Genomic DNA, 23,166 nt, shown 5'->3' with positions numbered 1-23,166 from the left:
TATGGATTCTGAACTAAAAAATGTAGCTTAGTATCTAACAAAAAAAAGCAACGTTTGTTGCGTTAGAACCTTGAATGCAGCACCAGATAAATTACAAATTAATCATTAAATCATTTAAAAAAACACTGTAATTATTCAACTCAAAAGGAACATCTGCATTTTTTTCCATATCGTGAAAATGATGTGTTGCTAATAATTCCATTCCTGTAAAAGCATTCATTTTGTGAAAGCCAAACATAGCACCTTCATCTACACTTTTTTGATTAAAAAATTCATTTTCTAAAGTAAAAGCGGTTTTAGGTGCATTCCAACTTGTAGTTAGTATATATTTTTTTCCGTGCATTAAACCACCAGTCCCATAATTGATATTTGGATTTTTTCTACTTCTTCCATCACTTGCATAAATTCCATTTTGATGACCTTCAGTAAAAACTTCATCTATATATTTTTTGAATCCAAACGGTATTTGAAACCACCAAATTGGAGTATGATAAATCACTATATCAGCCCACTTAAATTTTCCAACTTCTTCTTTCACATTATAATTTTCACCTACTTGAGTAAATTTCACTTCAAAACCCTCATGTGAATCAAAATATGAAATAGTATTATTGAAAAGTGTTTCGTTAAATCTTCCACCAGAATGTGCAAATGGATGACTTCCATTAATTATAAATATGTTTTTCATTTGTCTCTTATTTTATATTAGGCAAAACTAAATCAATATTTATTATTGTAAAAATAATACAAATCATACCTTTGTATCAATATTTTAATAGTTATGGTAAATTTAGAATGGTATAGAACATTTAAAGAAATATATGAAAACGGAACTTTGACCAAAGCTTCTATTGCTTTATATGCTTCTCAACCTGGAGTTAGTGTACACTTAAATGCTTTAGAAGCTTATGTTGGCAAAAAACTATTTGAACGTACTTCGCGAAAAATGATTCCAACAGAAGATGGGAAATTTTTATATGAATATATTATTGAATCTTTAAAAAAACTTGAAATAGCAGAACAGCATTTTAAAAAAACAACGCAAGAAAAAAATCCATCTTTAAATGTAGGAATGTGCTCTGAAATGTTTCAACTTATTATTGAACCCGAAATTCCAAAACTAGACTTTGACCTAGTAGCTCGATTTGGAGCACATACAGATTTAATAAAAGACCTAAACAATGGAATTTTAGATTTAGTAATAACACCTAAAAAACAGAATGAAAAAAAATCATTAGTTGAGTATATCCCTTTTTCAAAAGAAAGAATCGTTTTAATAGCAGGAAATAAAACCAATGTAACTAAAATACAAAACCACATTAATTCAAAAAATTTAAATAAGTTAGAAGAGGAACTACTTCAAAATGTTTGGTATAGTTCATCAAACGAAATGGAACATTTTAGACGTTTTTGGTTTGAGAACTTTAATAAGAAACCTGCTTTTAAACCAAACTATATCTTACCAAATATTACTTCTATTATAAGATGTTTAAACAATGGAAACGGACTTGCATTAGTTCCAGATTTTTTATGTCGAGAACAAATTTTAAGAAACGAAATAAATTTAGTTTGGGAGGGAAAAGTAAAAACGGAAAACACCTTATATTTTGCTTCAAGAACGGATTTAAAATACAAAAAAGAATTAGATACAATTAAGAATATATTTACATCAAAAATGAAATAAACGCAGTACAACACCGCGTATAACCAATTGCTAATCAGTGTGTAATCAAAAAATCCTAGCGGATTTTCCTAATGGTTCGTTTTCTTTTGTTAACTTAGTTCCAGACAACGCAACTAGCCATACACAAAACCGTTAAATGCAGCCGATGAACAGAAATTCAATTACAATATTTTTGCTTTTGTTAACAGCAATATTATTCACCAGTATGAAGAACGACAAAAAAGATGAATTAATAATTCAACACGAAGAATTTGGAGAAGAATTGTTCCATATTGAAAATGCTAAATATAATCTTTATGAAGTAGAAAAAAATAGATGGGAATTTGTGATTTATATTGAAACGGACTTTGCAATAAAACGCTCTAAAGAATTAGAAAAAGTGGTGCACGCTGAACCTACGATTGAGGTAACAGCAATTTTAAATTCAGCCGAACCAAAACTGACCGAAAAAATGATTATACCTCAAAAAAGTGGATACGATTATTCAAGGGACGAATACTTATCAAATATTTATTACTTCTCTCACGAAACTGTAGAAGACTTTAGGATTGAAATTTTAGAGATAAAAGCCAATTCTATAATTGCGAAAATGGATGGGAAATGCGTAATAAATGGTTCGAATGGATTAGAACCTGATTCAAAAATATCAACAACAACCGAATTTATAATCGATAAGAATTTTAAACGAACAACTGAATAATAAAAACGCACTACAACATCGTGTATAAAAAAATGCTACATTGGTACTTAAATAATGATCGTTGCTCTTTTGTTACGTCTGATTTTCCTACGGAAAATCCTCGCACACAAAACCGCACTATTCTTATACATAAACGTTGTAGGTAATATATAGATGAAATATTTAAGCAGAAAAAAAGTCCTTCAAGATCCAATATTTGCATCGTTCATATCTGGCTGGCAAAACACAAGGTATCCTTCTGAAAGTGCTGCAAGAAAGGAAGGTGAATATTATGATGAAAAATCTGATACCGATCGCTTTTATTCGCAGAATGAATTGAACGAAATATTCGATAAAGAAATTAACGAATTTAAAAAAATCACTGACGATATTAAGAAACAAGATTTTGAGATGATTTGCAATATTGTGATTGACTCACCTCCCGATGAAGATGAAATTGTATACTTGAGTAAAATAATAACGTTATTTGCCAAAGAAAATAAGATTGAATATACTTTCATTCCTTTGTTTAATTTACCTTGGTTTCATGAAAAAATTGAAGGTCACCATCCTTCAACAAAAACTGCTTATTCCAATTTTAAAAAGTTTATCGGAGACTCAAATTATAGTGGTGGAATTTTAGTCTCTGACTATTCTGAATTGGAAAAAATGTTACTCAACTATTTCAATTTGGTTCAATCAAATTATTACGGCAACAACTTTTTCTATTCAGAGACTTTGAAAACAGTTTTTTCATTTCATTATTCTGGACAAATTTGGTTTTATATTTATTCCAAAGAGTCAATGAAAAAAATTGAATCGTTTATAAATCAGAATAATTTGATTCTTAATGATGCATATACTACCTACAACCTCGTGTAAAATTTATTGCTAGTTCTAGCCTACTTACAAAAGTCCTCGCGGACTTTCTATTCGGTTTTTATTTGCTAAATTAGTTACTTAAACACGCAACTAATCTTACACAAACACTTTAGAGGGGATTTAAGAACACGATAGGTAAAAGGACAAGTCTGGAATTATTTTTGATGTTGTCAATTAGCCAAAAGAAATAATTACAAACTAAAACCTTAGCAAACAAATGAGAAAGTCTAAAATTGTATTAACCATAATTACCTTGTTCCTATATTTCAAAGGAATAGCACAATTTAATCAAAATAGCGAAAAGCAAATAGTTGTTGGGAAAGTTGATAGTTTATATTCTAAAATATTAAAAGAACAAAGAGAAATTTGGATACATACACCTGAAGACTTTAATAGCACTAAAAAATATCCAGTTATTTATGTATTGGACGCATCTCAACAATTTTATGTTATTACTGGAATGCAAAAACAACTAACACCTTTCAAAATTCCTCAATCTATAATAGTTGGCATTACCAATACAGATAGAACAAGAGATTTTACGCATACTAATGTTCCTTTTCAACGCGGAAACGAATCGGAAACTTCTGGAGGTGCCAGTAATTTTATAAAGTTTATAGACGAAGAATTAAAACCATATATAAACAACAAATACCCAACCGAAAACAACAATACCATTATTGGTCATTCTACAGGAGGTCTGTTTGTACTTTATTCATTCTTAAATCACGAAAATTCTTTTGATAATTATTTGGCAATTGACCCAAGTCTTTGGTGGGACAAAGAAAATCTGGTTAAAGAAACTCAAGAACTACTAAACAAAGGAAATCGTAAAGAAAAATCATTATATATAGCTGTAGCCAATAGTATTGGCAAAGCAATGGACACGGTTAAAGTTAGAAAAGACAAAACAATTCCTACTGAACAGATTAGAGCAAATTTAAAGTTTCATGACCTATTAGTGAAAAATAATAAAGAGATTAATTTTAAATGGGAATACTTTGAGAATGAAGACCACGGAAGCATTGTTGTTCCAGCCCAGTATAATGGATTACGGTCTATTTTCTCTTGGTTTCCATTTCCAGAAATGTGGCGTTTTAACACACCAAAAGAATATTCTGCCAAAGAATTAACAGAACCATTTAAAACCCACTATAAAAAATTGAGCGTTCGTATGAAACGTGAAGTAAAGCCTGATTGGGAATTGCTAAATCAAGTTGGGTTCTTTATGTTGAATGGACATAATCTTCCTAAAAAAGCCTTGGCATATTTAGAACTAAATGCTGATTTCTATCCTAATGAATCAAAAAGTTTTGTTGCTTTGGGGAATTACTTTTTATCTCAAAAAAACAAATCAGAAGCCATATTAAACTATAAAAAAGCAGTAGGAATAGATTCAAATCAAGAAGCTCAAGCTAAACTAAAGGAATTAGGAGAGTAATAAAAACGGCCTCTAACATCGTGTAAATAAAATTGCTGCTTTTGTACTTTTCCTTTGTTCCATCTTTTCTAATTTACTACATTTATAAACCGGAAAGTTCTCGCGCTTTTATTCGTAACTTTCCTTACACAAACACTGTTACCTGCAAGCTGAAAAAAAAGCATTGAACCAAAATTGTTATTTTTTGAACTAAAAGCATAATTGATTGATTATAAACTCTTTTAATTTTGAAGTATTAATAATTAAAACATTTATTATGAAAACAATCAAATTAATTTTAGTCCTAATTGTGTTTACTCTGAATTATACACAAGCACAAGAAAAAGAAAATCAAACAACAATTAAAAACAATGGCATTATGAAAACTTATGTAATTGAACGCAATATTCCAGGAGCAGGAGAATTAACAACTGAACAATTGAAAGGAATTTCTCAAACATCATGTTCTGTCTTGAAAGAAATGGGACCAAAAATTGAATGGCAACACAGTTATGTTACTGGTGATAAAGTATATTGTGTTTACAAAGCAGAAAATAAAGCCTTAATTGAAGAACACGCAAAAAAAGGTGGTTTTCCTGCAAATTCAATAAGTGAAGTCAAAACAGTAATTAGTCCAGCAACAGCGGAACTTTAAAACATATAAAACTCTTTTAAGGAGCTGTCAAGGTATTAAAACAGACAGCTTCTTAATAAAAATAGTATAATACATAAAATATATTTCTCATGCCAATATTTATGGATTTTCATGATTTGCCAGATGGTGTAACTGCTGCTCATGTAGCTGAAATGCATCAAGCGGATTTAAAAATTGAACATAAATACAACTGTCGTGGTTTAACCTATTGGTGTGATGAACGACGACAAACAGCATTTTGTTTAATTGAAGCACCAAATAAAGAAGCTATTAAAGAGCTTCATGAAAAATCTCATGGAGCTGTACCGCAACGGATAATAGAAGTAAATGATACTCTTGTTGAATCTTTTTTAGGACGTATTGAAGACCCTGAAAAATCACAGAATACTGAACTAAATATTATTAACGATCCGGCTTTTAGAACCTTAATGATTGTAAAATTCAATAAAAACACCTTAAGAACTAAAAATATTGAAACCTTGCGAGCAGCCATTCGTGGCTATAGTAAATCGATTATCAATATTGTAAACATGAAAAAAGGATGTGTCGTTAAGCAAGAATCTAATTCATTTTTAATGTCTTTTTCATCTGTCACTAATGCTGTTGAAAGTGCTGTGAAAATCCAAGAATTGCACAATTGTGTTATTACACCAGATCTAGATTTCAAAATTGGCATAAGCGCAGGAATTCCTGTTACTAACAAAGGAAGCATATTTGAAGATACTATTAAAAAAGCGGAATATTTGACTTATGTTATAAATGGAAACATAATATTAACGCCAGAAGTTAAAGATTTATACGAAAGTGAAAATCAAAATAATCCAATTAATATTAAAGGCATTAAACCATTAAGCATTACAGAAATGGAATTTCTAATTCGTTTATTTGATTATACTGAAAGTGTTTGGGCAAATTCGAATATAAGTGTCACAAATTTTAATAAAAATTTAGGCTTAAGTAAATCAAAACTGTATAGAACTATAATGTCAATAATAGGGAAGTCACCAAACAGTTTCATTAAAGAGTTTAGATTGAATAAAGCGCTTGAATTACTAGATAAACAATCGTCAAACATCTCTGAAATCGCTTATCAAACAGGATTCAGTAGTCCAACTTACTTTTCGAAATGTTTTCATGAAGCTTACGGTGTTTTACCTTCAAAATATAAGAAGTAACAATTAGCATATAAAAAATTAGACAAAGTTCTTTATTTACGATTTAAACTAGTGCAGAAGAAGAAAAGCCATCAGGTAACATCGTGTGCTAGTTCTAGCTTGCTTACAAATATTCTATTCGGTTTTTATTTACTAAATTAGTTTCTTAAACAAGGAACTAATCTTATACAAAACCGTTGCCATTAATTAAAAACTGCAACAGTTTAATTAATTTATAGTCTTTCAGTAAAATTTCAAAAAATGAATAGAATAAAAACTCTCTTTTTTTTCTAACATCAATAATCTTTTTCACAAACTGTCAAAACAAAAACAATCCGACGGCAAAGTATTTGTCTGAAACAACAATAAACCAAATAGACACATTGATGAAAGTGTCATTTGATCGTGGATTATTCAACGGAAATATCCTTATAGCAAAGGGCAATCATATTGTATATCAAAATGAATTCGGATATTCAGATGCCTCTAGATCAAAAAAACTTAGTAGAAACTCAATATTTAACATTGGTTCTATAGCAAAAGAATTCAACGCTGTTGCGATAATGGTTTTAAATGAAAGAGGGTTACTTAATCTGGATGATAAAATCTCAAATTTTGAATTGCAATTACCAGAATGGTCAAATACCATTAGTATTAGGCATCTACTTCAATATACTAGTGGACTGCCAAGAATCAACTGGAACAATATTAAAAATGACAAAGATATCTATAACGAATTAAAAAATATTAAACATCTAAGTTTTAAACCTGGCACAGATTACTTGTACAGTAACAATAATGTTTTTCTACAAAGAAGAATTGTTGAACAAGTATCTGGAGTGAGTTTTAATGATTTCATTCAAAAAAACCTACTTATTCCTGCCGGTATGACAAATGCTATTATTGACGCGGATACTCAAAACCCTGAATTAGTAACCGCTTTTAATAATGCTTTTGTAAATGATAGAGCAATGGATATCGAATTCTCTGGTTGGGTAAACCCTACTGCAAATGATATGTATAAATGGATAATCAACTTACATTCAGGACAGTTTATATCTGATAAATCGCTAATTACTTTATTTGATTCGCATTCTAAGGAGAGTTCTTCAGCTTTAGGAATTGGGGTAATTGAGAATGACACTTTGCTAATTCATCAACATCATGGATCATCTTTCAATTATGAATCTTTTATCCATTATAATGTGAAAGAAGAATTATCAATCGTTTTAATGACAAATAATAAAAACCGTAAGCTTCGAGAAATAACTAATGCAGTCGAAAATATTTTAAAAGGCAATTCCTTTTCAATACCACAGAAATCAATTTATCTCGCAATTAGAGAAAAATGTTATGATAATGCTAATGAGGGAATTCAGCTTTATAAAAACTTAAAAAAGCAAAATTTTTCTGAATATAATTTTTCGGATGAAAATGAATTAAATCAACTTGGCTATGATTTGATTAAGAAAGGTCAAATAGAAGAGGCTATTAGTATTTTTACATTACTTATCTCAGAATTCCCAAATTCATCAAATGCATTTGATAGTATGGGCGAAAGTTATTTCTTAAATGATCAATTTGAATTCTCAAAAATAAGCTATCAAAAATCTTTAGAACTCAATCCTGAAAATACAAATGCAGAAGAAATGATAAACAGAATTGAAAAAATAAATGTAAAAACAAACTAATGGCAACAACGTGTATAATTGATTGCTAGGTTCTAGCCTGCTTACAAAAGTCCTCGCGGACTTTCTATTCGGTTTTTATTTGCTAAATTAGTTACTTAAACACGCAACTAATCTTACATAAACAAGTTACCAAACATTTAAAAAATGTAACAAAATAGAAAACTGATAGACTTATTCATCAATCAATCAATCAATCAATCAATCAATCAATCAATCAAAAAATGAATTCATCTATTAAAGTACTAATTTTCGTTTTCTTAACCTTTTTAACATTAAGTTCTTTTTCTCAAAGCTCAAATAAAGAACTATTTAATAGAATTGACACTTATTTGGAGGCAAGCGTTACAAATGGCTTTTCTGGAGTTGTTTTAGTTTCTAAAAAGGGAGAAATTATTTTATCTAAAGGATATGGATGGGCAGATAGAGAAAATAAAATACCCAATTCACCATCTACAGTCTTTAATATTGGTTCAGTAACTAAACAATTTACTGCATCAGCTATTTTAAAACTTGTAGAACAAGGAAAAATTAAAACATCAGATAAAATAAGTTCATATATTATTCAGACACCTATTGATAAAAGGGATATAACTATTCATCAATTATTAACTCATACATCAGGAATTTCTAATAGAACTGGTGGTTTTAGATATAATGAGGCAAGCAAACAACAGTTTCTAAAAGAATTCTTTGAATCAGAATTACAATCTAAACCAGGCGCAAAGTACCAATATGCAAATGCCAACTACATCATGTTAACGGTTATATTGGAGTCCGTTTCAGGGCAAACGTATAGTTCTTTTCTAAATGACTATTTGTTTGAACCTTCTCAAATGAAAAGCACAGGATATAAAAGCATCAACTTTAGTACAGAACGACTAGCACATGGCTACTACTATAACAGAAATGATGAGCAATGGGAAGATTGGGGAACAACCCAACAGCACCTTCCTTTCAATGACAAACATTGGTATAGTATAGGTAAGGGAGACATTCATTCCACCATTGAAGATTTATATAAATGGCATTTAGCTTTAAAAAACAAGGTTGTTTTAACATCAAAAACTAAAGAAATCCAAGAAACACCGTATGTAGCCGAAAATGATAAAATGACTTCGTACTATGGTTATGGCTGGGCAATATCTCAAAGTAATAGAGACACGAAAATCGTTGCTCATAATGGTAGTAATGGATTGTATTTTGCAGATTTTGTTAGATTTTTAGATGATGATGATGATGTAGTTGTTATATACATAACAAATGCATTTTTAGGTAGTGAATCAGAAAACGTTGCCCGAGAAATAGGTAAAATGATTTTTGATTCAAATTATACCACAACACCAATTTCCAAGAACATTTATGAATTAATTCATGAATTTATGAAAACGAATCCATCTGTAAATGCAGAAAAATTACCAGATTTTTTAAAGAAAGAACTTAATAATGAATTTAACGACCATGCAATACTAAATCGACTAGCATATAGCAGATTGAAAAAAGAGGAAAAACCTGCTTGGGCGTTAGAACTATTTAAACTTAATGTGAAATTATTCCCTGAAGATGGCAATTTATGGGATTCACTTGGTGAAGCTTATTTAAAATATGATAAAAAAGAAGAAGCTATAAAAAGTTATACAAAAGCTGTGGAATTAGGTAGTGAAGGGTCAACGAAAATATTGAATGAATTGTTAAAAAAAAACTAGAGTAAAAAAACTATTGCTAAAACCGTATATAATGTATTGCTAGTTCTAGCCTACTTACGAAAATCCTCGCGGATTTTCTATTCGATTTTTATTTGCTAAATTACGTACATAACCACGTAACAAATCATATACAAACATTGCAACCATTTGAGAAATGACCGTAAAAGAAGGAGACATATTTATTTCTAAACTCGAAAGGAATTTTTTCGGAGCATTCAGAATATTAAAAACGAATGGAAAAACGAGTTTTACAAAACATTTAGAATGTATTTTAGTTGGAATTACACAATATATCGGATTAGAAAAACCAAAACTAAACGATAAAAACCTAACAGAAATTTTAATTGAGAATCGTTTCTTCTGTAACAACAAATCTGCGATTGGAATAAGAATATTAAAAGGAATAGAAAACTTTGAATATTTGGGCAACATTCCTTTAAAAAAAGAGGAACGAAATTTTAAAATCAAAATTGGTGATGGCACAAATGGATGTTATCCATACTATGGGGCTTTTGATAAAAACTTTGGGCAAGATGCTTTTTTTGAATGGAGGTGGGAAAATGAAAAAGAAGAATTTCAACAAGAAGTAGAGATAGCTAAAATTGCATCGGAAAAAAGAGCTGAAGAATACCGAAAGAGAAATATGAAACCTAAAAAAATGATGGACGAAAAATCATTTTGGGAGGTTATTGATAAAATCGATTGGTCAAAAAGTGATGATGAAGAAAGAATGTTGACAGCAATTAAGTTTTTAGCTAATAAAAAAGTGACTGAAATAAAACAGTTTCAAGAGAATTTAAGCTACAAACTCTATTTGTTGGACAATGAGGAAAACGCAAAGAATATTGGAAAAAACTCATATGGAAAAGAATATTTTTCGGCCGATTATTTTCTATATGTAAGATGTTGTGTAATTGCCAATGGCAAAAGTATGTTTGAAAGTGTGATATTGGATTCTGAAAAAATGCCAAAAGACTTAGATTTTGAACCACTGCTCTATCTTGCAACTTCTGCTTATGAACAGAAAATGAAAAAGGACTTTGAATACGAATCTGGTTGCGACTATGAAACATATTCAAATATTAATGGATGGAAATAGAAACGGTTGCCAACATCGTATATAAAAAACCGCTAAATTAGTGCTTAAATAAAGTTAGTTGCACTTTTTTACGTCTGATTTTACTACGGAAAATCCTCGCTCACAAAAACGCAACTTTTCATTTACAAACACGTTAGCTTTAATGCTGCCCCGTCCTTAATAAAGGCTACATAATTTTAAACATTATGTACAAAAATGACAAAGTAATTAGACGTTACAGTGAACCCTTTAAATTAAAAATTTTAACCGAACTTAGTGCTGGAAAACACAAAAAAAGTGAACTTTGTAAACTCTACTCTATAGCGTCAAAACAGTGAATGTGTGGAATAAAAAGTACAATCGCAAAGACTAAATGAACACCATAGCAAAATGGAAACTAAAGACGAAATATCAAGAATCAAAGCTCTTCAAAAAGAGCAACAAAAAATCTAATTAATTTATACAACGAAATAAGATTACACTTATCTTTAGCCTATAAAACATCAAATATGGTATATAAATTATCAGCGTAAATTCAATTTTAACCTGTAGCCATATTTCAGGACTAGACATCTAAGTTAAACTCAAAAGGTAAATTCCTTAGCTCATTAGTTTTTTTCCTTACACCATTGTTTAGTTATTGAACTTAAAGTCTCTTTGAAATAGATTTGCTCTATCAAATTTTAACATTATAACATAACAAAAAATGAAAAGAGAATTAATTTTTTTAAGAGCTTTTGCCATAGCTACTGTAGCCGGAATGATCTTAATAACCACTTCAGGTTTCAAAAAAAACGGTAATCAAAAATTCAGCGAAATTGATGTCGAAAGAATCAATATTGTAGAAGCAAACGGAACTGTAAAGATGATTATTACAAACGTTGATCGCTTTCCTAACGGAAGTGATAAAATCAATGCAAGGCCTACAAATGAAGAACGAAAAAAGCGTTCGGGAATGCTATTTTACAACGAAGACGGAATAGAATGTGGTGGTTTCATTTACGATGGACAGAAAAATGAAAATGGTCACAGCTCGGGATTATCATTAACCTATGACCAATATGATGGCGACCAAGTAATGCAATTGTTAACAAAGGATTATCAAAAAGGAGACAAAAGGTTTGTTAGCAGCAGTTTGGTATTTAACGATCGGCCAAGTAAAGAATCCCAATTAAAAACAGCTGAAATAATAAAGGAGCTACAAGAACTTCGTAAAATAGATCCAAAAACGATGAAGATTAAACAAAAGGAATATGAAGAAAACGAATTGATAGGCGGAGTGCCAAGAGTATTGCTCGGAAAAACACGAAGTCAGAATAACGGCTTGTTTCTTTTTGATGATAAAGGACTACCGAAGGCTATGTTTTATATTGACAAAGAGAATAAAGCCAAACTCGAATTTTATGACGAACAGGGGAATACAATTGCCTCGTTCCCAGAAAAAACCAAATAACATATTTAATAAAATAACACTATACCGATATAGTACTATTTTTAAATTTGATTACAAATGAAAAAACTATTATATACCGCATATTCTAATTGGCATTTTTTGCTGTTTATTTTACTGTTTGCATACATACAATCTGTTTATAAGCGCATTATAGTAAGGCAAGAAATTAACGCTTATACCTTTACACCAGAAGCTGCTTTTGCTACATTGGTTTCAGTATGTATTCTTTTTTTAATCCTTCTCTTTTTTATTAGAAAATGGCAAACATCTGATGTTTTTGGAATAAAAGTATTATTGAAAATATTTGGTGCTTCGCTTCTTAGTTTTGTGGTTGCAATGCAAGTAATTGGTTTTATGATTGCCTATGCTTTTGATAGTATTGAACGTAATTTTAATCAACAAACTCTTATTCTATCTACCTTTTCTAATCTATTGGACGGAATTATTTATGGCAGCTTTTTTTTAGTATATTACTACTATAATCAGAATATAAATAAACAAAAGAAGCTAATTAAGTATAACCAAGCGATTTCAGAAAATAAAATTAAACAACTAAAAACCCAACTTAACCCGCATTTCCTTTTTAACAATCTCAATGTTTTGGACCAATTGATTGATGAAGACAAAAACAAAGCATCTTATTTTTTGAATGAATTTGCAGAAATTTACAGGTATATTTTACAAGTATCAGACAAAAAGTTTGTTAGCATAAAAGAAGAATTAATTTTTGCAGAACAATACTTTAGATTGATTCAACATAAATATGGAAACGCATACCGATTAGTAATTAAAAATGAAAACACGGACGGCTATATCGTACCGCTATCCTTACAGTTACTAATAGAAAATGCAGTCCAGCATAATTTAGGAACTTCAGAAAGTCCAGTTTTTATAAAAATTGAAATAAACAAAAGAATAAAAATAACAAACAATTATATTGCCAAAAGAAATGCAAAATCAACTTCAGGAAGAGCATTAAATAACTTAAAAGAGCAATATAAATTATTAATCGAGAATCCTATAGAAATTCAAAAGTCTGATAGTACCTTTTCCGTTATTATTCCTATAATAAATACATTAGTAAAGTGATAAAAATACTCATTATAGAAGACGAAATACCTGCAAGAAAGAAACTAAAAAGATTTCTAGAAGCATTAGAAACCAAAACCAAAATAGTAGCAGAGATTGATACTGTAGAAACAGCAATTGAATTCCTTAGTAACTTTAGCGTAGATATAATTTTTTCAGATATAGAATTGTTAGATGGTAATGCCTTTGAAATCTTCGAGCGAGTTCAAGTTTCTTGTCCTATCATTTTCACTACAGCTTATGATCAGTTTTTGATGAATGCTTTTGAAAGTAATGGAATAGCTTATTTATTAAAACCATTTTCCAAAGATCGTTTTCAAATAGCTTGGGATAAGTTTCTACTTTTGAAAACGTCATATTCTAATGAAAATCTACAACTGAATAAGCTTACTAAACTTATTCAACAAAACTTCGAAAAAAACACCTACAAAAAACGCTTTACTATTAATACGCATCAGGGAATTTACTTTTTGGATACGGAAAACATTACTTTCTTTGAAGCTAGTGAAGGTGTTATTTTTGCTTATGACATTAAAGGCAAAAAACACTTATTAAATAAACCCACTTTAAGCGAGATAGAAAAAGAGCTTAATACGGAATATTTTTTTAGGATAAATCGTAGTACTCTCGTAAACAAACAACACGTAGAAAAAATTGAGCGGTACAACAAAAATATCTTGGCCATTAAAATAAAAGCTATTAAAACCTATTTTAAAACCAGTCAAAGCAAGACAGCTTCTTTTCGAAAATGGATTGAAAAATAAAAGCGATTGCACAACAACATATAAATTAATTGCTAGCTCTATCCTACTTACAAATATTCTTTCGGAATATTCTATTCGGTTTTTATTTGCTAAATTTAGTACTTAAATCTACAAAAAAAAAGCCTATATTAAGCTATAATAGTGCATGCAAAAAGCCAATGAAAACAACTAAAAAAGTAAAAAACAAAACGGAGTTCATATACAAATCATGCTTTATAATTGGATTATTTTTCTTTCTAATTGGTCAGATTATAATGTCTAAAGGAAATGATTTTGTATACGCTCAAGAACCTATTGATTTTGCACATTGGTTTTTGTTAGTTGGAGTAGTATTATTAATCCCTCAAGTTGTTTCTTTTCCTAAAGAAATATTTAGCATCCTTGGAATTCCTTTAACTTTAATAGGGATTACTTGTATTATTGGAATGTGTGTATTGGACTTCATTTGGTGGAGCTTTCCAAACGAAGAACTGCGTAATCAATTCACGAATCATATTTCAAAAGTTCCATCAATATGGAAACCTTTTATGACTATAGGGCCAAGTTCTAAAATTTTCAACCTTGGTTTATTGATTTTAAGCTTTAATTACTTTCAAAACAATAAGACAGGAATAGTAATAATTTTAATCGCTAATCTAATATTGTGGCATATCATCCCGTTACCTTTTCGGCTAATTTTTGGATATGCGATAACTCTAATTGGTTTTATTCTAATTTTATTTCGAAATGGAAATAAAAACGTACTGCAACAACATGTTTAATTAATTGCCTGTTCTAGCTTTTTACGAAAACACAAACGAATTTTACATTTGACTATTATTTACTAACTTAGTTGTTAAAATACGTAACAAAGCTTACATAAACATGTACAATACATGAAAAAATCGCTACACCTATTATTAATTTTAATATCTTCAACTATGTTTTTTGGATGTTTTGGAAATAAAAAACCTTCTAATTACGAAAAAGAAAAGCAAAAATTAATAACAGAATTAAAACAATACGAATGGGAAGAACCAGAAAAGGTAATTTCATTAATTGAACCAAACATTTATTTATCAGAAGGCAAATCGCATAAAATTGGAAACTCAAAATTTGGTGGGACTCCAGATTTACCTGTTAATACAAAGTGGCCGAATTTTAAAGGAGAACCAATGGTATTTTTTGCTCAAATTAATTTAGAACAAACCTCTCATTTGGATAAAGAAAATATACTTCCAAAGGATGGTATTTTATACTTTTTCACCCATTTTAATAAACCAGAGAGCGAATATGGTTCAAATTATCAATTCCAAATGGAGAAAGAAAAATATCAAGTATTATATTATAACGGAAATTTAAGTAGCATAAAAAAAACGGAATTCCCGAAAGATTTACCTACAGAATTTAACTTTAAAGAAGTGCCAATAGATATGGATCTTGAATTTCGATTACCAGCAACAACATATACTTGGAAATATCAAAATTTAGGCTTATCGGAAAAGGATAATGAATTGTACGAAGAAATTCTAGAGCAATTTGAATTTTGTGAAGGAGAAACAACTTTAGGTACACCTTGTCCAATTCAAGATGCCGTAGAAGTTGATTGGGCATACTCTTATTTGCAATCAAGGGATTATAAGGATGAGAATATAAAAAAACAAGTTCAAGAATTACGCCCAGATTTTATTAACCTTTTAAGTTTTGGAATGTGGGGAAAGTTTGAGGCTATTGGAATATCAGGCTGTTATTTTGGAATTAGAAAAATTGATTTGAAGACAAAAGATTTTAGTAAAGTTGTTTTTATTATTCAAGACACATAAATGCGTGAGTAAACAACGTGTATAAAACTTAGAGAAAAAGTGATTCGTTTATGTTTTTATATATTTATGACTTTTGTTAAACTAAAAAAAGACGAAAACTATTTAGTTTTCGTCTTCAGTTTTAATAAATTCTGACTGGTATTTTTCTAAAAAAATCTTCTGCCTCTCAAGCATTTGCTCTCTTATTTTATCAATATCCATAAAGTCTTTTCCAAAAGAGCTTCCAAAAAAATCATCATTAAAGAAGCGCTTGCTAAAAAGGGAATCTTGAGAAAAAACATCTTCAAATCCTTCATTTTTAAACTTTGAAAAATCAGAAAAGAAACGTGATTTAAAAGATTGCATCAAACTATCTCTACTAAAATTTGAAAGAGTATTGAATTTGTCATTAGATGACCAAGAATAAATACTATCGTATTGTATTAAATTTCCATTTTCATCAAATTCCTTATCAACCTTCCAACTACCTTTAGGCACTTCAACTATACTCTTTTCACTTTTTTGTGATTCTATTTTATTTGCTTCATTATCTTGTCCACTACAACTAAAACACAAAAAAATTATCATTAACAATAAAATATATTTTTTCATTATTTTAAATTTTAAAATTAAAAACCTATAAATCAAACAATAATAGTTAAAGATGAGACCGAAAAATCAGCCTCATCTTCAACATGTAACTATAGCTTTATGTAATTAAGAAATTTTAATGGTTCTTGCAGGCTTTTGTTTTGCCTCTTCTTTTTTAGGTAAATGAATACTTAAAATACCATCGCTATAACTTGCTTCTATTTTATCTTCATCTACAGTTTCAGGCAAACTAAAAGTTCTTTTAAACGAAGAATATCCAAATTCACGACGAGTATAGTTCTCTTCTTTCTCTTCGTTTTCTATTTTCGTTTCTGTAGAAATCGATAATACTTGACTTTCTAGGTCAATTTGGAAATCCGATTTTTTTAGACCAGGAACTGCCATTTCTACTATATAGGCATCAGCAGCTTCTTTAATATTCACTTTAGGTAAAGTAATTCCAGTATTGAAATTTGACGTAAATACGGAAGGGAGGTCTCTATTAAAAATATCATCTAACCAGCTAGACCAATTGGGGAAGTTTACATTTGAATTCGTGTTTGATAAACTTCCATTTTTAGGAACAGTTACTAAATTGCTCATAATTAAAAAATTTTAAATTAAACATTATTTCAAATTTGAAATCATATGACTTCTTTATAGTTTTTTACAAAAAAAATACCAAAATGAATTCATCGCTTTTTATGTGAAAATTTTAATGAAATCTTAAGTGAAAATGCCAAATATTCAGTGATATTGTCATTTTTTCACTTGAAAAATGTCAATTTGACCTTTTAATTCAGGCCGTTTTTCAAAAACAATAAACGAATTACTCAATTATAAATTAAATAACAAAGATTAGAAAGGCACTACAAACAACACCTTATATAATTCATTTATAATACTTGCCAACATACTAAAATCTGCTCTAATTTTCTATTTGGTTTGTATTTGTTAAATTAGTTACACCAAGAACGTAACTAATTATAAATAAAATCATTATACATCACTACCACTAACCAATGATTAAGTTTTTTAGACGAATAAGACAATAACTTTGAACTGAAAACAAATTTGGCAAATATTTAATTTATGCAATTGGCGAGATTGTGCTTGTTCTTATTGGTATTTTGATTGCACTACGGATTAATAATTTATATCCAGCAAAAAAATAGAGTATATGAAGTAAAAATGTTGTCAGAAATTGAAAATACTTAAGATTAGATTTATCAAATTTGCAGGAACATTATGAAACTTATACTACCTTAAAAAATACTGTAGATTATTTTACAAATCTTACAAATAATCACGTTTTTTTCGATATGTCTATACAATCCGATTTATGGAAATTAAACTTGGGTAATTATCTACAGTTTAAAAGAGGCCCATATGATGCTCTTAAATCCTTTGGAATTGATCGTGTTTCGAATGACAGTATTAAAAATCAACTTATTAATTTCTTTGGTTTCAGATTGCTTGATTATCATACCCAAATAGACCATACTACAAGACGCTATAGGCCTAATGTAGATTTACTGCTCTCATTTCGCGAAGATCCATTCCTTGATAAAAACAACAATTGGGTAGTTAATCGTGTTCCGGAGGACATTTTAAAAAAACCAAAATTTATCTGGCTACTTGCAGATATTGATTATCGTGTTTGGAGTTAAAAAATTAAAATCAAGATATTTACACCAGAGATAGAGGAGTTAATTCAAAATATCAATAATGAAATCAAATAATAATTACAAAATCCCTATATCATTTATTACTTTTTAAAGCAGTAAAAAAACCAGCTCTTAATTCTAATTAAGAGCTGGTTGCTTTTATAAATAGTATAAAACTTTAAAATTATTTGCAATCAGATTATAACGCAAAGTTTACATAAACAGATACGCGTTGTTTAGACTCTACATTATCTCCAAACAAACTCTGGCTAATTGGCAATGTATAACTCGCACCAAAAATAAATTTATCTATTGCTAATTCCGATCCAAAGGAAGCATTAAGAATGTTTCCATCTGTATCTTCTAGAGTTTCATCATACTGTGTGATTTTTTTATAAACATCACCAGATACACCAACAAAAGGCATAATATTCATTTTTTCTGTTGCAAATGCTCTATACAGATTTGTAGCATAACTAAACTGGTTTCCAAATTGATAATCGTTTTTATTTTCACCTTTCAAGTAATAGCTAAAAAGTGTATTTACGCCATATTTTTCTCCTCCATAATTATATCCTAAAGAAAAAATACCATCTACACTTCCTGTACCAACCTGAAATCCTGGATTTATATTATCTGCTAAGCTTTCTTCAAATTTACCTGTAGGTAATTTAATTCCCAATCCAAACTGCAGCGAATGTCCAGAAGCTTCTCTTTCGGCATTAAAATCTACCTTATCTTCCTTTTGCTTTTTATAAAATGGTAGTTTATACCAACCTATAAGACTAGCGTCACCTAAACCGTTTATATTTTCTTTAGCATTATTAAAATTTCTAGTTAAATCTTGGTATGGCAAATTCGCACTTACATAAAAAGAATTATTTATTGGTATTTGCGCCCATAACTGGTAGGTATTAAAGGTTTCTTTACTAACTGGCGAATTTTCGAAAATACCATTTCTAGATTCAAAGTTTTGATAAATATACCGTACTCCTACAAAATTAGCATTGCTTAAGGTACCAAAACCAAAGCTTCCGCTACTAGTAGAGCAACCACACAAATCACAATACACTTTAAATGGTTCGTGATTAGCACATGGATTTTCTATACGACTTGCTTGCGCAATATTGGTATATAAAAGTGTAATTGCAAATACTACAATTCCGGTTTTAAAATTCTGAAAAACGTTCATCTTCTAAAAATTCGTTATCTGTTAGTGTTTTTAAAAAAGCTATTAAACTTTCTTTTTCGTAATCGTTTAATGTTATACCATAAGTATTATCTTCCCTTAAAAGAGAAGGATCTACATTACCATTATCTACAGCTCCAGAATCGTAGAAATCTAAAACCACTTCTAAAGTTGTAAATCTTCCATCATGCATATAAGGTCCAGTAACCTCAACGTTTCTTAAACTTGGCACTTTAAATGTGTATAAATCGTTAGGATCTTCTAAAATTTCATAACGTCCAGTATCATTTAATAGTGGATTTATTGGTAACCCATTATTTCTAAACGTTTGATCTGTAAATAAATCGGTAGCATGACAGGAGGTACATTTTTGTTGAAATGTATTCAATCCATCTAATTCTATTGCTGTTAATGTAACGTTGTCTTCTTGCCTTACATACTTATCGTAGGTAGCATTTGAAGAAACCATCATTAGCATGAATTGTGATAATGCTTTGAGCATGTTTTCTGTACTTACTTCACCATCTTCAAAAGCTTTGGCAAATTTTACTTGATATTCGGGATCTGCACTTAATTTAGAGATTACATTACTTAAGGTTTCTCCCATTTCTACTTCTGCAGTAATAGGAATAATTGGTTGCAAATCTAAATGAGAAGCTGCACCATTCCACATAAAAGAAGTTTGGTATGCTAAATTTTGAATAGGTTGCGCGTTTCTAAAACCTACTCCTCCATTTACACCATGACTTAAATTATGTCCATGATGTGTAAATGCAAAAGCTTGTTCATGGCAAAAAGCACATGCAATTGCTCCATTAGAAGATAATTTACCTTCGTAAAACAAATCTTTACCTAACTCGAAACCTGCTTCAGTTACAGGATTATTATCTAGATTATAAGCTATATCTGGAAAATTTTCTGGCAATACGACTTCAAGTGGAATTGCTACGTATGCTTCTGTTTCAGAATCTTCACTACAAGATAAAAAAGCAAAGCATACCAATAAAAAAAGAACTATTCTTTTCATATTATATGTATTTAGTAAAACCAAGGAAAGCGTTATTTACTTTCCTTGATTTTTATTTACTAATTAATCGTTATGTACGTGGTGTACAGTAAACATCGCATTAATGTTATCTGCTATAATAGGAGTTTCATTAACATCTGTATGAACTTGATCGTAACCATCTGCAAAGTTTGCAGTTGTTGTACCGTCAAATACTTTTGCTATATCTGCTTTAATATGCACTTCTGGAGAAGTAGTTTCTCTTACTAATACGGTATTAGGAAAAGATAAAGTTACTTCACGATAATTGTCTAGTGCAGTACCAACGCTTCCCATGTGAACGTTTAAAGGTTCGTTTGTAAGTGTCGTGGTAGAAAAAGTACCATCTAATCGAATAAACTTATAACCAGAAGCCCAACTCCACATCATTCCTTCCTCTGAAGCTTCGTCTAAAAAATCTCCTTGACCATCTGCTCCAAGTGCAAAACGATCTTGATCTATACCAACTCCAAAGCTTACCGAAACATAATTTGCTGCATCTATATCGTTTAAAGTAATATAGATTTCACCTGCATTATTACCATCTGTTTCGTCTACAATAAACACGTTATCTTCTACTGGATACATAAAAATATTACCATCACTATCTGTAAATTGTACGTTGCTAATAATGTATTTTAAGTTATCTAATTGAAAAGATTCGTCGTTAGATTTGCTATATGTTGTACCAAAAATAAAGTCTTGATCTCCTACTCCATTGTCAAACTTAAGAATTAGCTCTCCTGTTTGCCCTGTTAAATCTTCTGAATTGTTATTGTCATCGTCTGAGGAGCAAGAAGTAATTGCTGCGCATGCTAATAACGCAAATGTGTATTTTAAAAATTTCATTTTGTATAATTTAAATATTTTGAATTGTTAATTTGTATCAAAAATCTTAAATACTATTCCTAATAATTTATTACTAGTTGAAGCAACATTTCGCATATAGAAACGAGCTTATATAATATTTAAAAGCTTATTTGATAAAGACTCTAAAAGTAGTCTAATCCGTAAAATAAAATTATACCGTTGGAGGTCTAAAATGACTATACTCGAATTTATAAGTATAGTTTTTAGTATAAAAAAAAGATTTTTCTCTGCTTTCTAATAAGAAAACAGTATTAAATATTAAGGAAGGATAATCGTTATAATAAACAAAAGTAAATGCTTCTACAAGACTTGAAATAGCATCATCACTATTACTAGTGTTAGAAGTTGGTTGCAGTTGTTTTGCTAAATGACATTTACCATTACATTGTAGCGTTGGTTTTTCTTTATTAACACAATAGGTTTCTACAATATAGTCAATATTAAGCTGGTAGTAAAGCACTTGACTTACATAATACATTGGCTTAAAAGCAAATGCTAATAACAATATGTAAATAAATATTTTTTTCAGTTTAATATTTTTGGCCAAAGATAAGATGAAACTTAAAATTAATCTAATTAAATTAGTTAAAAAAAGCGACTTTATAGTCGCTTTTAATTTATGGTTTTAAATAGATTAAACATTGATTTAGTTCTGGGTTTTGCTTTACAAGTGATTCAACAAATATCTTTAGTTCCTCAATTTCATAAGGTAATAATCTGTTAATAGCTTTTTGCACTTCTTTACAAAACAAAGTAGCATCAAAACTCACTTTATTAAGTACCGTTTTGGTGTACTCGAACATTGCTCTTGCCATAATTTTATTAGGTTTAGTTGAAATAAAAAAGTAGAAATGTTTTATAGGCTATTTGTTTATATATGGATTAAATATAGTGAAAAAACTGCATTGCATTTCTATTTAAACAAAACTTTAACACCTAAAAGTTATTAACTAAAATCTATTATCTCCATCTAGTAAATCGCCAATTCCACCTAGTATACTACCTTCTCCTTTACTACTACTTCCTGTTCTTGGTGCACTTGCTAATACTCTTCCTGCTAATCTGCTAAAAGGTAAAGATTGTACAAAAACAGTTCCAGGACCTTCAAGCTTTGCAAAGAATAGACCTTCTCCTCCAAAGACGGTATTTTTAATACCACCAACAAATTCAATATCATAATGTACGGTTTGGTCAAAGCCAATAATACAGCCTGTATCTACACGTAAAGTTTGCCCAGCTTTTAATTCCTTTTTAGCCATGGTACCTCCAGCATGAACAAACGCCATACCATCACCTTCTAATTTTTGCATGATAAAACCTTCTCCTCCAAATAAACCTCTTCCTAGCTTTTTAGAAAACTCTACACCTATACTTACTCCTTTAGCTGCACATAAAAATGCATCTTTCTGGCAAATAAACTTTCCGCCAAATTCGGTTAAATCAATTGGTATTATTTTTCCTGGATAAGGCGAAGCAAAACTTACATTACGTTTACCGTCAAGATTGTTATAAAAAGCAGTCATAAACAAACTCTCTCCTGTAAGAATACGTTTTCCCGCCCCTAAAATCTTACCTAAAAAGCCAGTATCTTTTTGCGAGCCATCACCAAAAATGGTTTCCATTTTAATACCATCATCCATCATCATAAAACTTCCAGATTCTGCTACAACACCCTCTTGAGGATCTAACTCAATTTCTACGTATTGCATTTCTTCACCATATATTCTGTAATCGATTTCGTGTGCTGTCATTTTTTATTGGTTTATTTGAT

At 29.8% G+C, this 23,166-nt stretch carries 24 protein-coding genes; 15 read left to right on the top strand and 9 right to left on the bottom strand.

Annotation, left to right across the window (positions count from 1 at the left end; translation table 11 throughout):
- Nucleotides 1-91: 91 nt before the first annotated feature.
- On the bottom strand, nucleotides 92-688 hold the full coding sequence (locus Q4512_RS14760; protein ID WP_303426006.1) for an NAD(P)H-dependent oxidoreductase: 597 nt from the start codon (nucleotides 686-688) through the stop codon (nucleotides 92-94).
- Between the two features lie 93 nt (nucleotides 689-781).
- On the opposite strand from Q4512_RS14760, the gene Q4512_RS14755 reads away from it, so the two are divergent.
- The 14 genes from Q4512_RS14755 (at nucleotide 782) to Q4512_RS14690 (ending at nucleotide 16,054) form a co-directional block, all read left to right on the top strand.
- Nucleotides 782-1,684, top strand: a complete 903-nt coding sequence (locus tag Q4512_RS14755; protein WP_303426004.1) for a LysR family transcriptional regulator — start codon at nucleotides 782-784, stop codon at nucleotides 1,682-1,684.
- Between the two features lie 205 nt (nucleotides 1,685-1,889).
- Complete coding sequence (locus Q4512_RS14750) at nucleotides 1,890-2,384, top strand: hypothetical protein (protein WP_303426003.1); 495 nt, start codon at nucleotides 1,890-1,892, stop codon at nucleotides 2,382-2,384.
- A gap of 153 nt (nucleotides 2,385-2,537) precedes the next feature.
- The gene (locus Q4512_RS14745) at nucleotides 2,538-3,245 is read left to right on the top strand and encodes a hypothetical protein (RefSeq protein WP_303426002.1); all 708 of its coding nucleotides are present in this window, start codon (nucleotides 2,538-2,540) and stop codon (nucleotides 3,243-3,245) included.
- Between the two features lie 217 nt (nucleotides 3,246-3,462).
- On the top strand, nucleotides 3,463-4,686 hold the full coding sequence (locus tag Q4512_RS14740; protein ID WP_303426000.1) for an alpha/beta hydrolase: 1,224 nt from the start codon (nucleotides 3,463-3,465) through the stop codon (nucleotides 4,684-4,686).
- A 256-nt stretch (nucleotides 4,687-4,942) separates the two neighbouring features.
- A complete protein-coding gene (locus tag Q4512_RS14735; protein WP_303425999.1) occupies nucleotides 4,943-5,320 on the top strand; it encodes a DUF4242 domain-containing protein in 378 nt (125 codons plus the stop codon).
- A gap of 89 nt (nucleotides 5,321-5,409) precedes the next feature.
- The gene (locus Q4512_RS14730) at nucleotides 5,410-6,495 is read left to right on the top strand and encodes a nickel-binding protein (RefSeq protein WP_303425997.1); all 1,086 of its coding nucleotides are present in this window, start codon (nucleotides 5,410-5,412) and stop codon (nucleotides 6,493-6,495) included.
- A gap of 365 nt (nucleotides 6,496-6,860) precedes the next feature.
- The gene (locus tag Q4512_RS14725) at nucleotides 6,861-8,165 is read left to right on the top strand and encodes a serine hydrolase (protein ID WP_303425995.1); all 1,305 of its coding nucleotides are present in this window, start codon (nucleotides 6,861-6,863) and stop codon (nucleotides 8,163-8,165) included.
- 221 nt (nucleotides 8,166-8,386) lie between these two features.
- Nucleotides 8,387-9,868, top strand: coding sequence for a serine hydrolase (locus Q4512_RS14720; protein WP_303425993.1), 1,482 nt, complete (start codon nucleotides 8,387-8,389; stop codon nucleotides 9,866-9,868).
- Between the two features lie 154 nt (nucleotides 9,869-10,022).
- Nucleotides 10,023-10,967: a DUF4240 domain-containing protein gene (locus Q4512_RS14715; protein ID WP_303425991.1), complete on the top strand. Its 945-nt coding sequence runs from the start codon at nucleotides 10,023-10,025 to the stop codon at nucleotides 10,965-10,967.
- Nucleotides 10,968-11,706: 739 nt separating this feature from the next.
- Nucleotides 11,707-12,399 carry a hypothetical protein gene (locus Q4512_RS14710; protein ID WP_303425989.1) on the top strand — a complete coding sequence of 231 codons (693 nt, stop codon included), beginning with the start codon at nucleotides 11,707-11,709 and terminating at the stop codon, nucleotides 12,397-12,399.
- Nucleotides 12,400-12,456: 57 nt separating this feature from the next.
- Complete coding sequence (locus Q4512_RS14705; protein WP_303425988.1) at nucleotides 12,457-13,488, top strand: sensor histidine kinase; 1,032 nt, start codon at nucleotides 12,457-12,459, stop codon at nucleotides 13,486-13,488.
- On the top strand, nucleotides 13,485-14,252 hold the full coding sequence (locus tag Q4512_RS14700; protein ID WP_303425987.1) for a LytTR family DNA-binding domain-containing protein: 768 nt from the start codon (nucleotides 13,485-13,487) through the stop codon (nucleotides 14,250-14,252). Before Q4512_RS14705 ends, Q4512_RS14700 begins: the two co-directional genes overlap by 4 nt.
- A gap of 158 nt (nucleotides 14,253-14,410) precedes the next feature.
- A complete protein-coding gene (locus Q4512_RS14695; RefSeq protein ID WP_303425986.1) occupies nucleotides 14,411-15,013 on the top strand; it encodes a hypothetical protein in 603 nt (200 codons plus the stop codon).
- A gap of 114 nt (nucleotides 15,014-15,127) precedes the next feature.
- Entirely contained in the window at nucleotides 15,128-16,054 is a 927-nt protein-coding gene (locus Q4512_RS14690; RefSeq protein ID WP_303425984.1) for a YwqG family protein, read from the top strand.
- Nucleotides 16,055-16,156: 102 nt separating this feature from the next.
- Here the strand turns inward: Q4512_RS14690 and Q4512_RS14685 are convergent, their stop codons facing one another.
- Together Q4512_RS14685 and Q4512_RS14680 are read right to left on the bottom strand one after the other, a co-directional pair.
- The gene (locus Q4512_RS14685) at nucleotides 16,157-16,645 is read right to left on the bottom strand and encodes a hypothetical protein (RefSeq protein ID WP_303425982.1); all 489 of its coding nucleotides are present in this window, start codon (nucleotides 16,643-16,645) and stop codon (nucleotides 16,157-16,159) included.
- 105 nt (nucleotides 16,646-16,750) lie between these two features.
- Nucleotides 16,751-17,227, bottom strand: coding sequence for an Hsp20/alpha crystallin family protein (locus Q4512_RS14680; RefSeq protein WP_303425981.1), 477 nt, complete (start codon nucleotides 17,225-17,227; stop codon nucleotides 16,751-16,753).
- A 719-nt stretch (nucleotides 17,228-17,946) separates the two neighbouring features.
- On the opposite strand from Q4512_RS14680, the gene Q4512_RS14675 reads away from it, so the two are divergent.
- A complete protein-coding gene (locus Q4512_RS14675) occupies nucleotides 17,947-18,294 on the top strand; it encodes a hypothetical protein (protein ID WP_303425980.1) in 348 nt (115 codons plus the stop codon).
- A 196-nt stretch (nucleotides 18,295-18,490) separates the two neighbouring features.
- Here Q4512_RS14675 and Q4512_RS14670 read toward each other — a convergent pair whose 3' ends face one another.
- The 6 genes from Q4512_RS14670 to Q4512_RS14645 form a co-directional block, all read right to left on the bottom strand.
- Entirely contained in the window at nucleotides 18,491-19,483 is a 993-nt protein-coding gene (locus tag Q4512_RS14670) for a hypothetical protein (RefSeq protein WP_303425979.1), read from the bottom strand.
- Nucleotides 19,461-20,507, bottom strand: a complete 1,047-nt coding sequence (locus Q4512_RS14665) for a cytochrome-c peroxidase (protein WP_303425976.1) — start codon at nucleotides 20,505-20,507, stop codon at nucleotides 19,461-19,463. Before Q4512_RS14665 ends, Q4512_RS14670 begins: the two co-directional genes overlap by 23 nt.
- A gap of 63 nt (nucleotides 20,508-20,570) precedes the next feature.
- Nucleotides 20,571-21,374, bottom strand: a complete 804-nt coding sequence (locus Q4512_RS14660; protein ID WP_303425974.1) for an MbnP family protein — start codon at nucleotides 21,372-21,374, stop codon at nucleotides 20,571-20,573.
- A 172-nt stretch (nucleotides 21,375-21,546) separates the two neighbouring features.
- Nucleotides 21,547-21,900: a hypothetical protein gene (locus Q4512_RS14655; protein WP_303425973.1), complete on the bottom strand. Its 354-nt coding sequence runs from the start codon at nucleotides 21,898-21,900 to the stop codon at nucleotides 21,547-21,549.
- A gap of 112 nt (nucleotides 21,901-22,012) precedes the next feature.
- On the bottom strand, nucleotides 22,013-22,210 hold the full coding sequence (locus Q4512_RS14650) for a hypothetical protein (RefSeq protein WP_303425972.1): 198 nt from the start codon (nucleotides 22,208-22,210) through the stop codon (nucleotides 22,013-22,015).
- Nucleotides 22,211-22,345: 135 nt separating this feature from the next.
- Nucleotides 22,346-23,146, bottom strand: a complete 801-nt coding sequence (locus Q4512_RS14645) for a TIGR00266 family protein (RefSeq protein ID WP_303425970.1) — start codon at nucleotides 23,144-23,146, stop codon at nucleotides 22,346-22,348.
- Between the last annotated feature and the right edge of the window lie 20 nt (nucleotides 23,147-23,166).

This window comes from Oceanihabitans sp. 2_MG-2023 (genome assembly GCF_030547245.1).
GTDB lineage: Bacteria > Bacteroidota > Bacteroidia > Flavobacteriales > Flavobacteriaceae > Oceanihabitans.
This window is presented reverse-complemented; position numbering and strand designations above follow the sequence as displayed.

Coding starts and splice junctions, on each gene's coding strand:
- Q4512_RS14735 (WP_303425999.1), top strand. CDS start 4,943: ATGAAAACAATCAAATTAATTTTAGTCCTAATTGTGTTTACTCTGAAT.
- Q4512_RS14690 (WP_303425984.1), top strand. CDS start 15,128: ATGAAAAAATCGCTACACCTATTATTAATTTTAATATCTTCAACTATG.
- Q4512_RS14725 (WP_303425995.1), top strand. CDS start 6,861: ATGAAAGTGTCATTTGATCGTGGATTATTCAACGGAAATATCCTTATA.
- Q4512_RS14760 (WP_303426006.1), bottom strand. CDS start 688: ATGAAAAACATATTTATAATTAATGGAAGTCATCCATTTGCACATTCT.
- Q4512_RS14720 (WP_303425993.1), top strand. CDS start 8,387: ATGAATTCATCTATTAAAGTACTAATTTTCGTTTTCTTAACCTTTTTA.
- Q4512_RS14675 (WP_303425980.1), top strand. CDS start 17,947: ATGTCTATACAATCCGATTTATGGAAATTAAACTTGGGTAATTATCTA.
- Q4512_RS14645 (WP_303425970.1), bottom strand. CDS start 23,146: ATGACAGCACACGAAATCGATTACAGAATATATGGTGAAGAAATGCAA.
- Q4512_RS14670 (WP_303425979.1), bottom strand. CDS start 19,483: ATGAACGTTTTTCAGAATTTTAAAACCGGAATTGTAGTATTTGCAATT.
- Q4512_RS14685 (WP_303425982.1), bottom strand. CDS start 16,645: ATGAAAAAATATATTTTATTGTTAATGATAATTTTTTTGTGTTTTAGT.
- Q4512_RS14665 (WP_303425976.1), bottom strand. CDS start 20,507: ATGAAAAGAATAGTTCTTTTTTTATTGGTATGCTTTGCTTTTTTATCT.
- Q4512_RS14750 (WP_303426003.1), top strand. CDS start 1,890: ATGAAGAACGACAAAAAAGATGAATTAATAATTCAACACGAAGAATTT.
- Q4512_RS14730 (WP_303425997.1), top strand. CDS start 5,410: ATGCCAATATTTATGGATTTTCATGATTTGCCAGATGGTGTAACTGCT.
- Q4512_RS14680 (WP_303425981.1), bottom strand. CDS start 17,227: ATGAGCAATTTAGTAACTGTTCCTAAAAATGGAAGTTTATCAAACACG.
- Q4512_RS14740 (WP_303426000.1), top strand. CDS start 3,463: ATGAGAAAGTCTAAAATTGTATTAACCATAATTACCTTGTTCCTATAT.
- Q4512_RS14695 (WP_303425986.1), top strand. CDS start 14,411: ATGAAAACAACTAAAAAAGTAAAAAACAAAACGGAGTTCATATACAAA.
- Q4512_RS14650 (WP_303425972.1), bottom strand. CDS start 22,210: ATGGCAAGAGCAATGTTCGAGTACACCAAAACGGTACTTAATAAAGTG.
- Q4512_RS14755 (WP_303426004.1), top strand. CDS start 782: ATGGTAAATTTAGAATGGTATAGAACATTTAAAGAAATATATGAAAAC.
- Q4512_RS14660 (WP_303425974.1), bottom strand. CDS start 21,374: ATGAAATTTTTAAAATACACATTTGCGTTATTAGCATGCGCAGCAATT.
- Q4512_RS14710 (WP_303425989.1), top strand. CDS start 11,707: ATGATCTTAATAACCACTTCAGGTTTCAAAAAAAACGGTAATCAAAAA.
- Q4512_RS14715 (WP_303425991.1), top strand. CDS start 10,023: ATGACCGTAAAAGAAGGAGACATATTTATTTCTAAACTCGAAAGGAAT.
- Q4512_RS14745 (WP_303426002.1), top strand. CDS start 2,538: ATGAAATATTTAAGCAGAAAAAAAGTCCTTCAAGATCCAATATTTGCA.
- Q4512_RS14705 (WP_303425988.1), top strand. CDS start 12,457: ATGAAAAAACTATTATATACCGCATATTCTAATTGGCATTTTTTGCTG.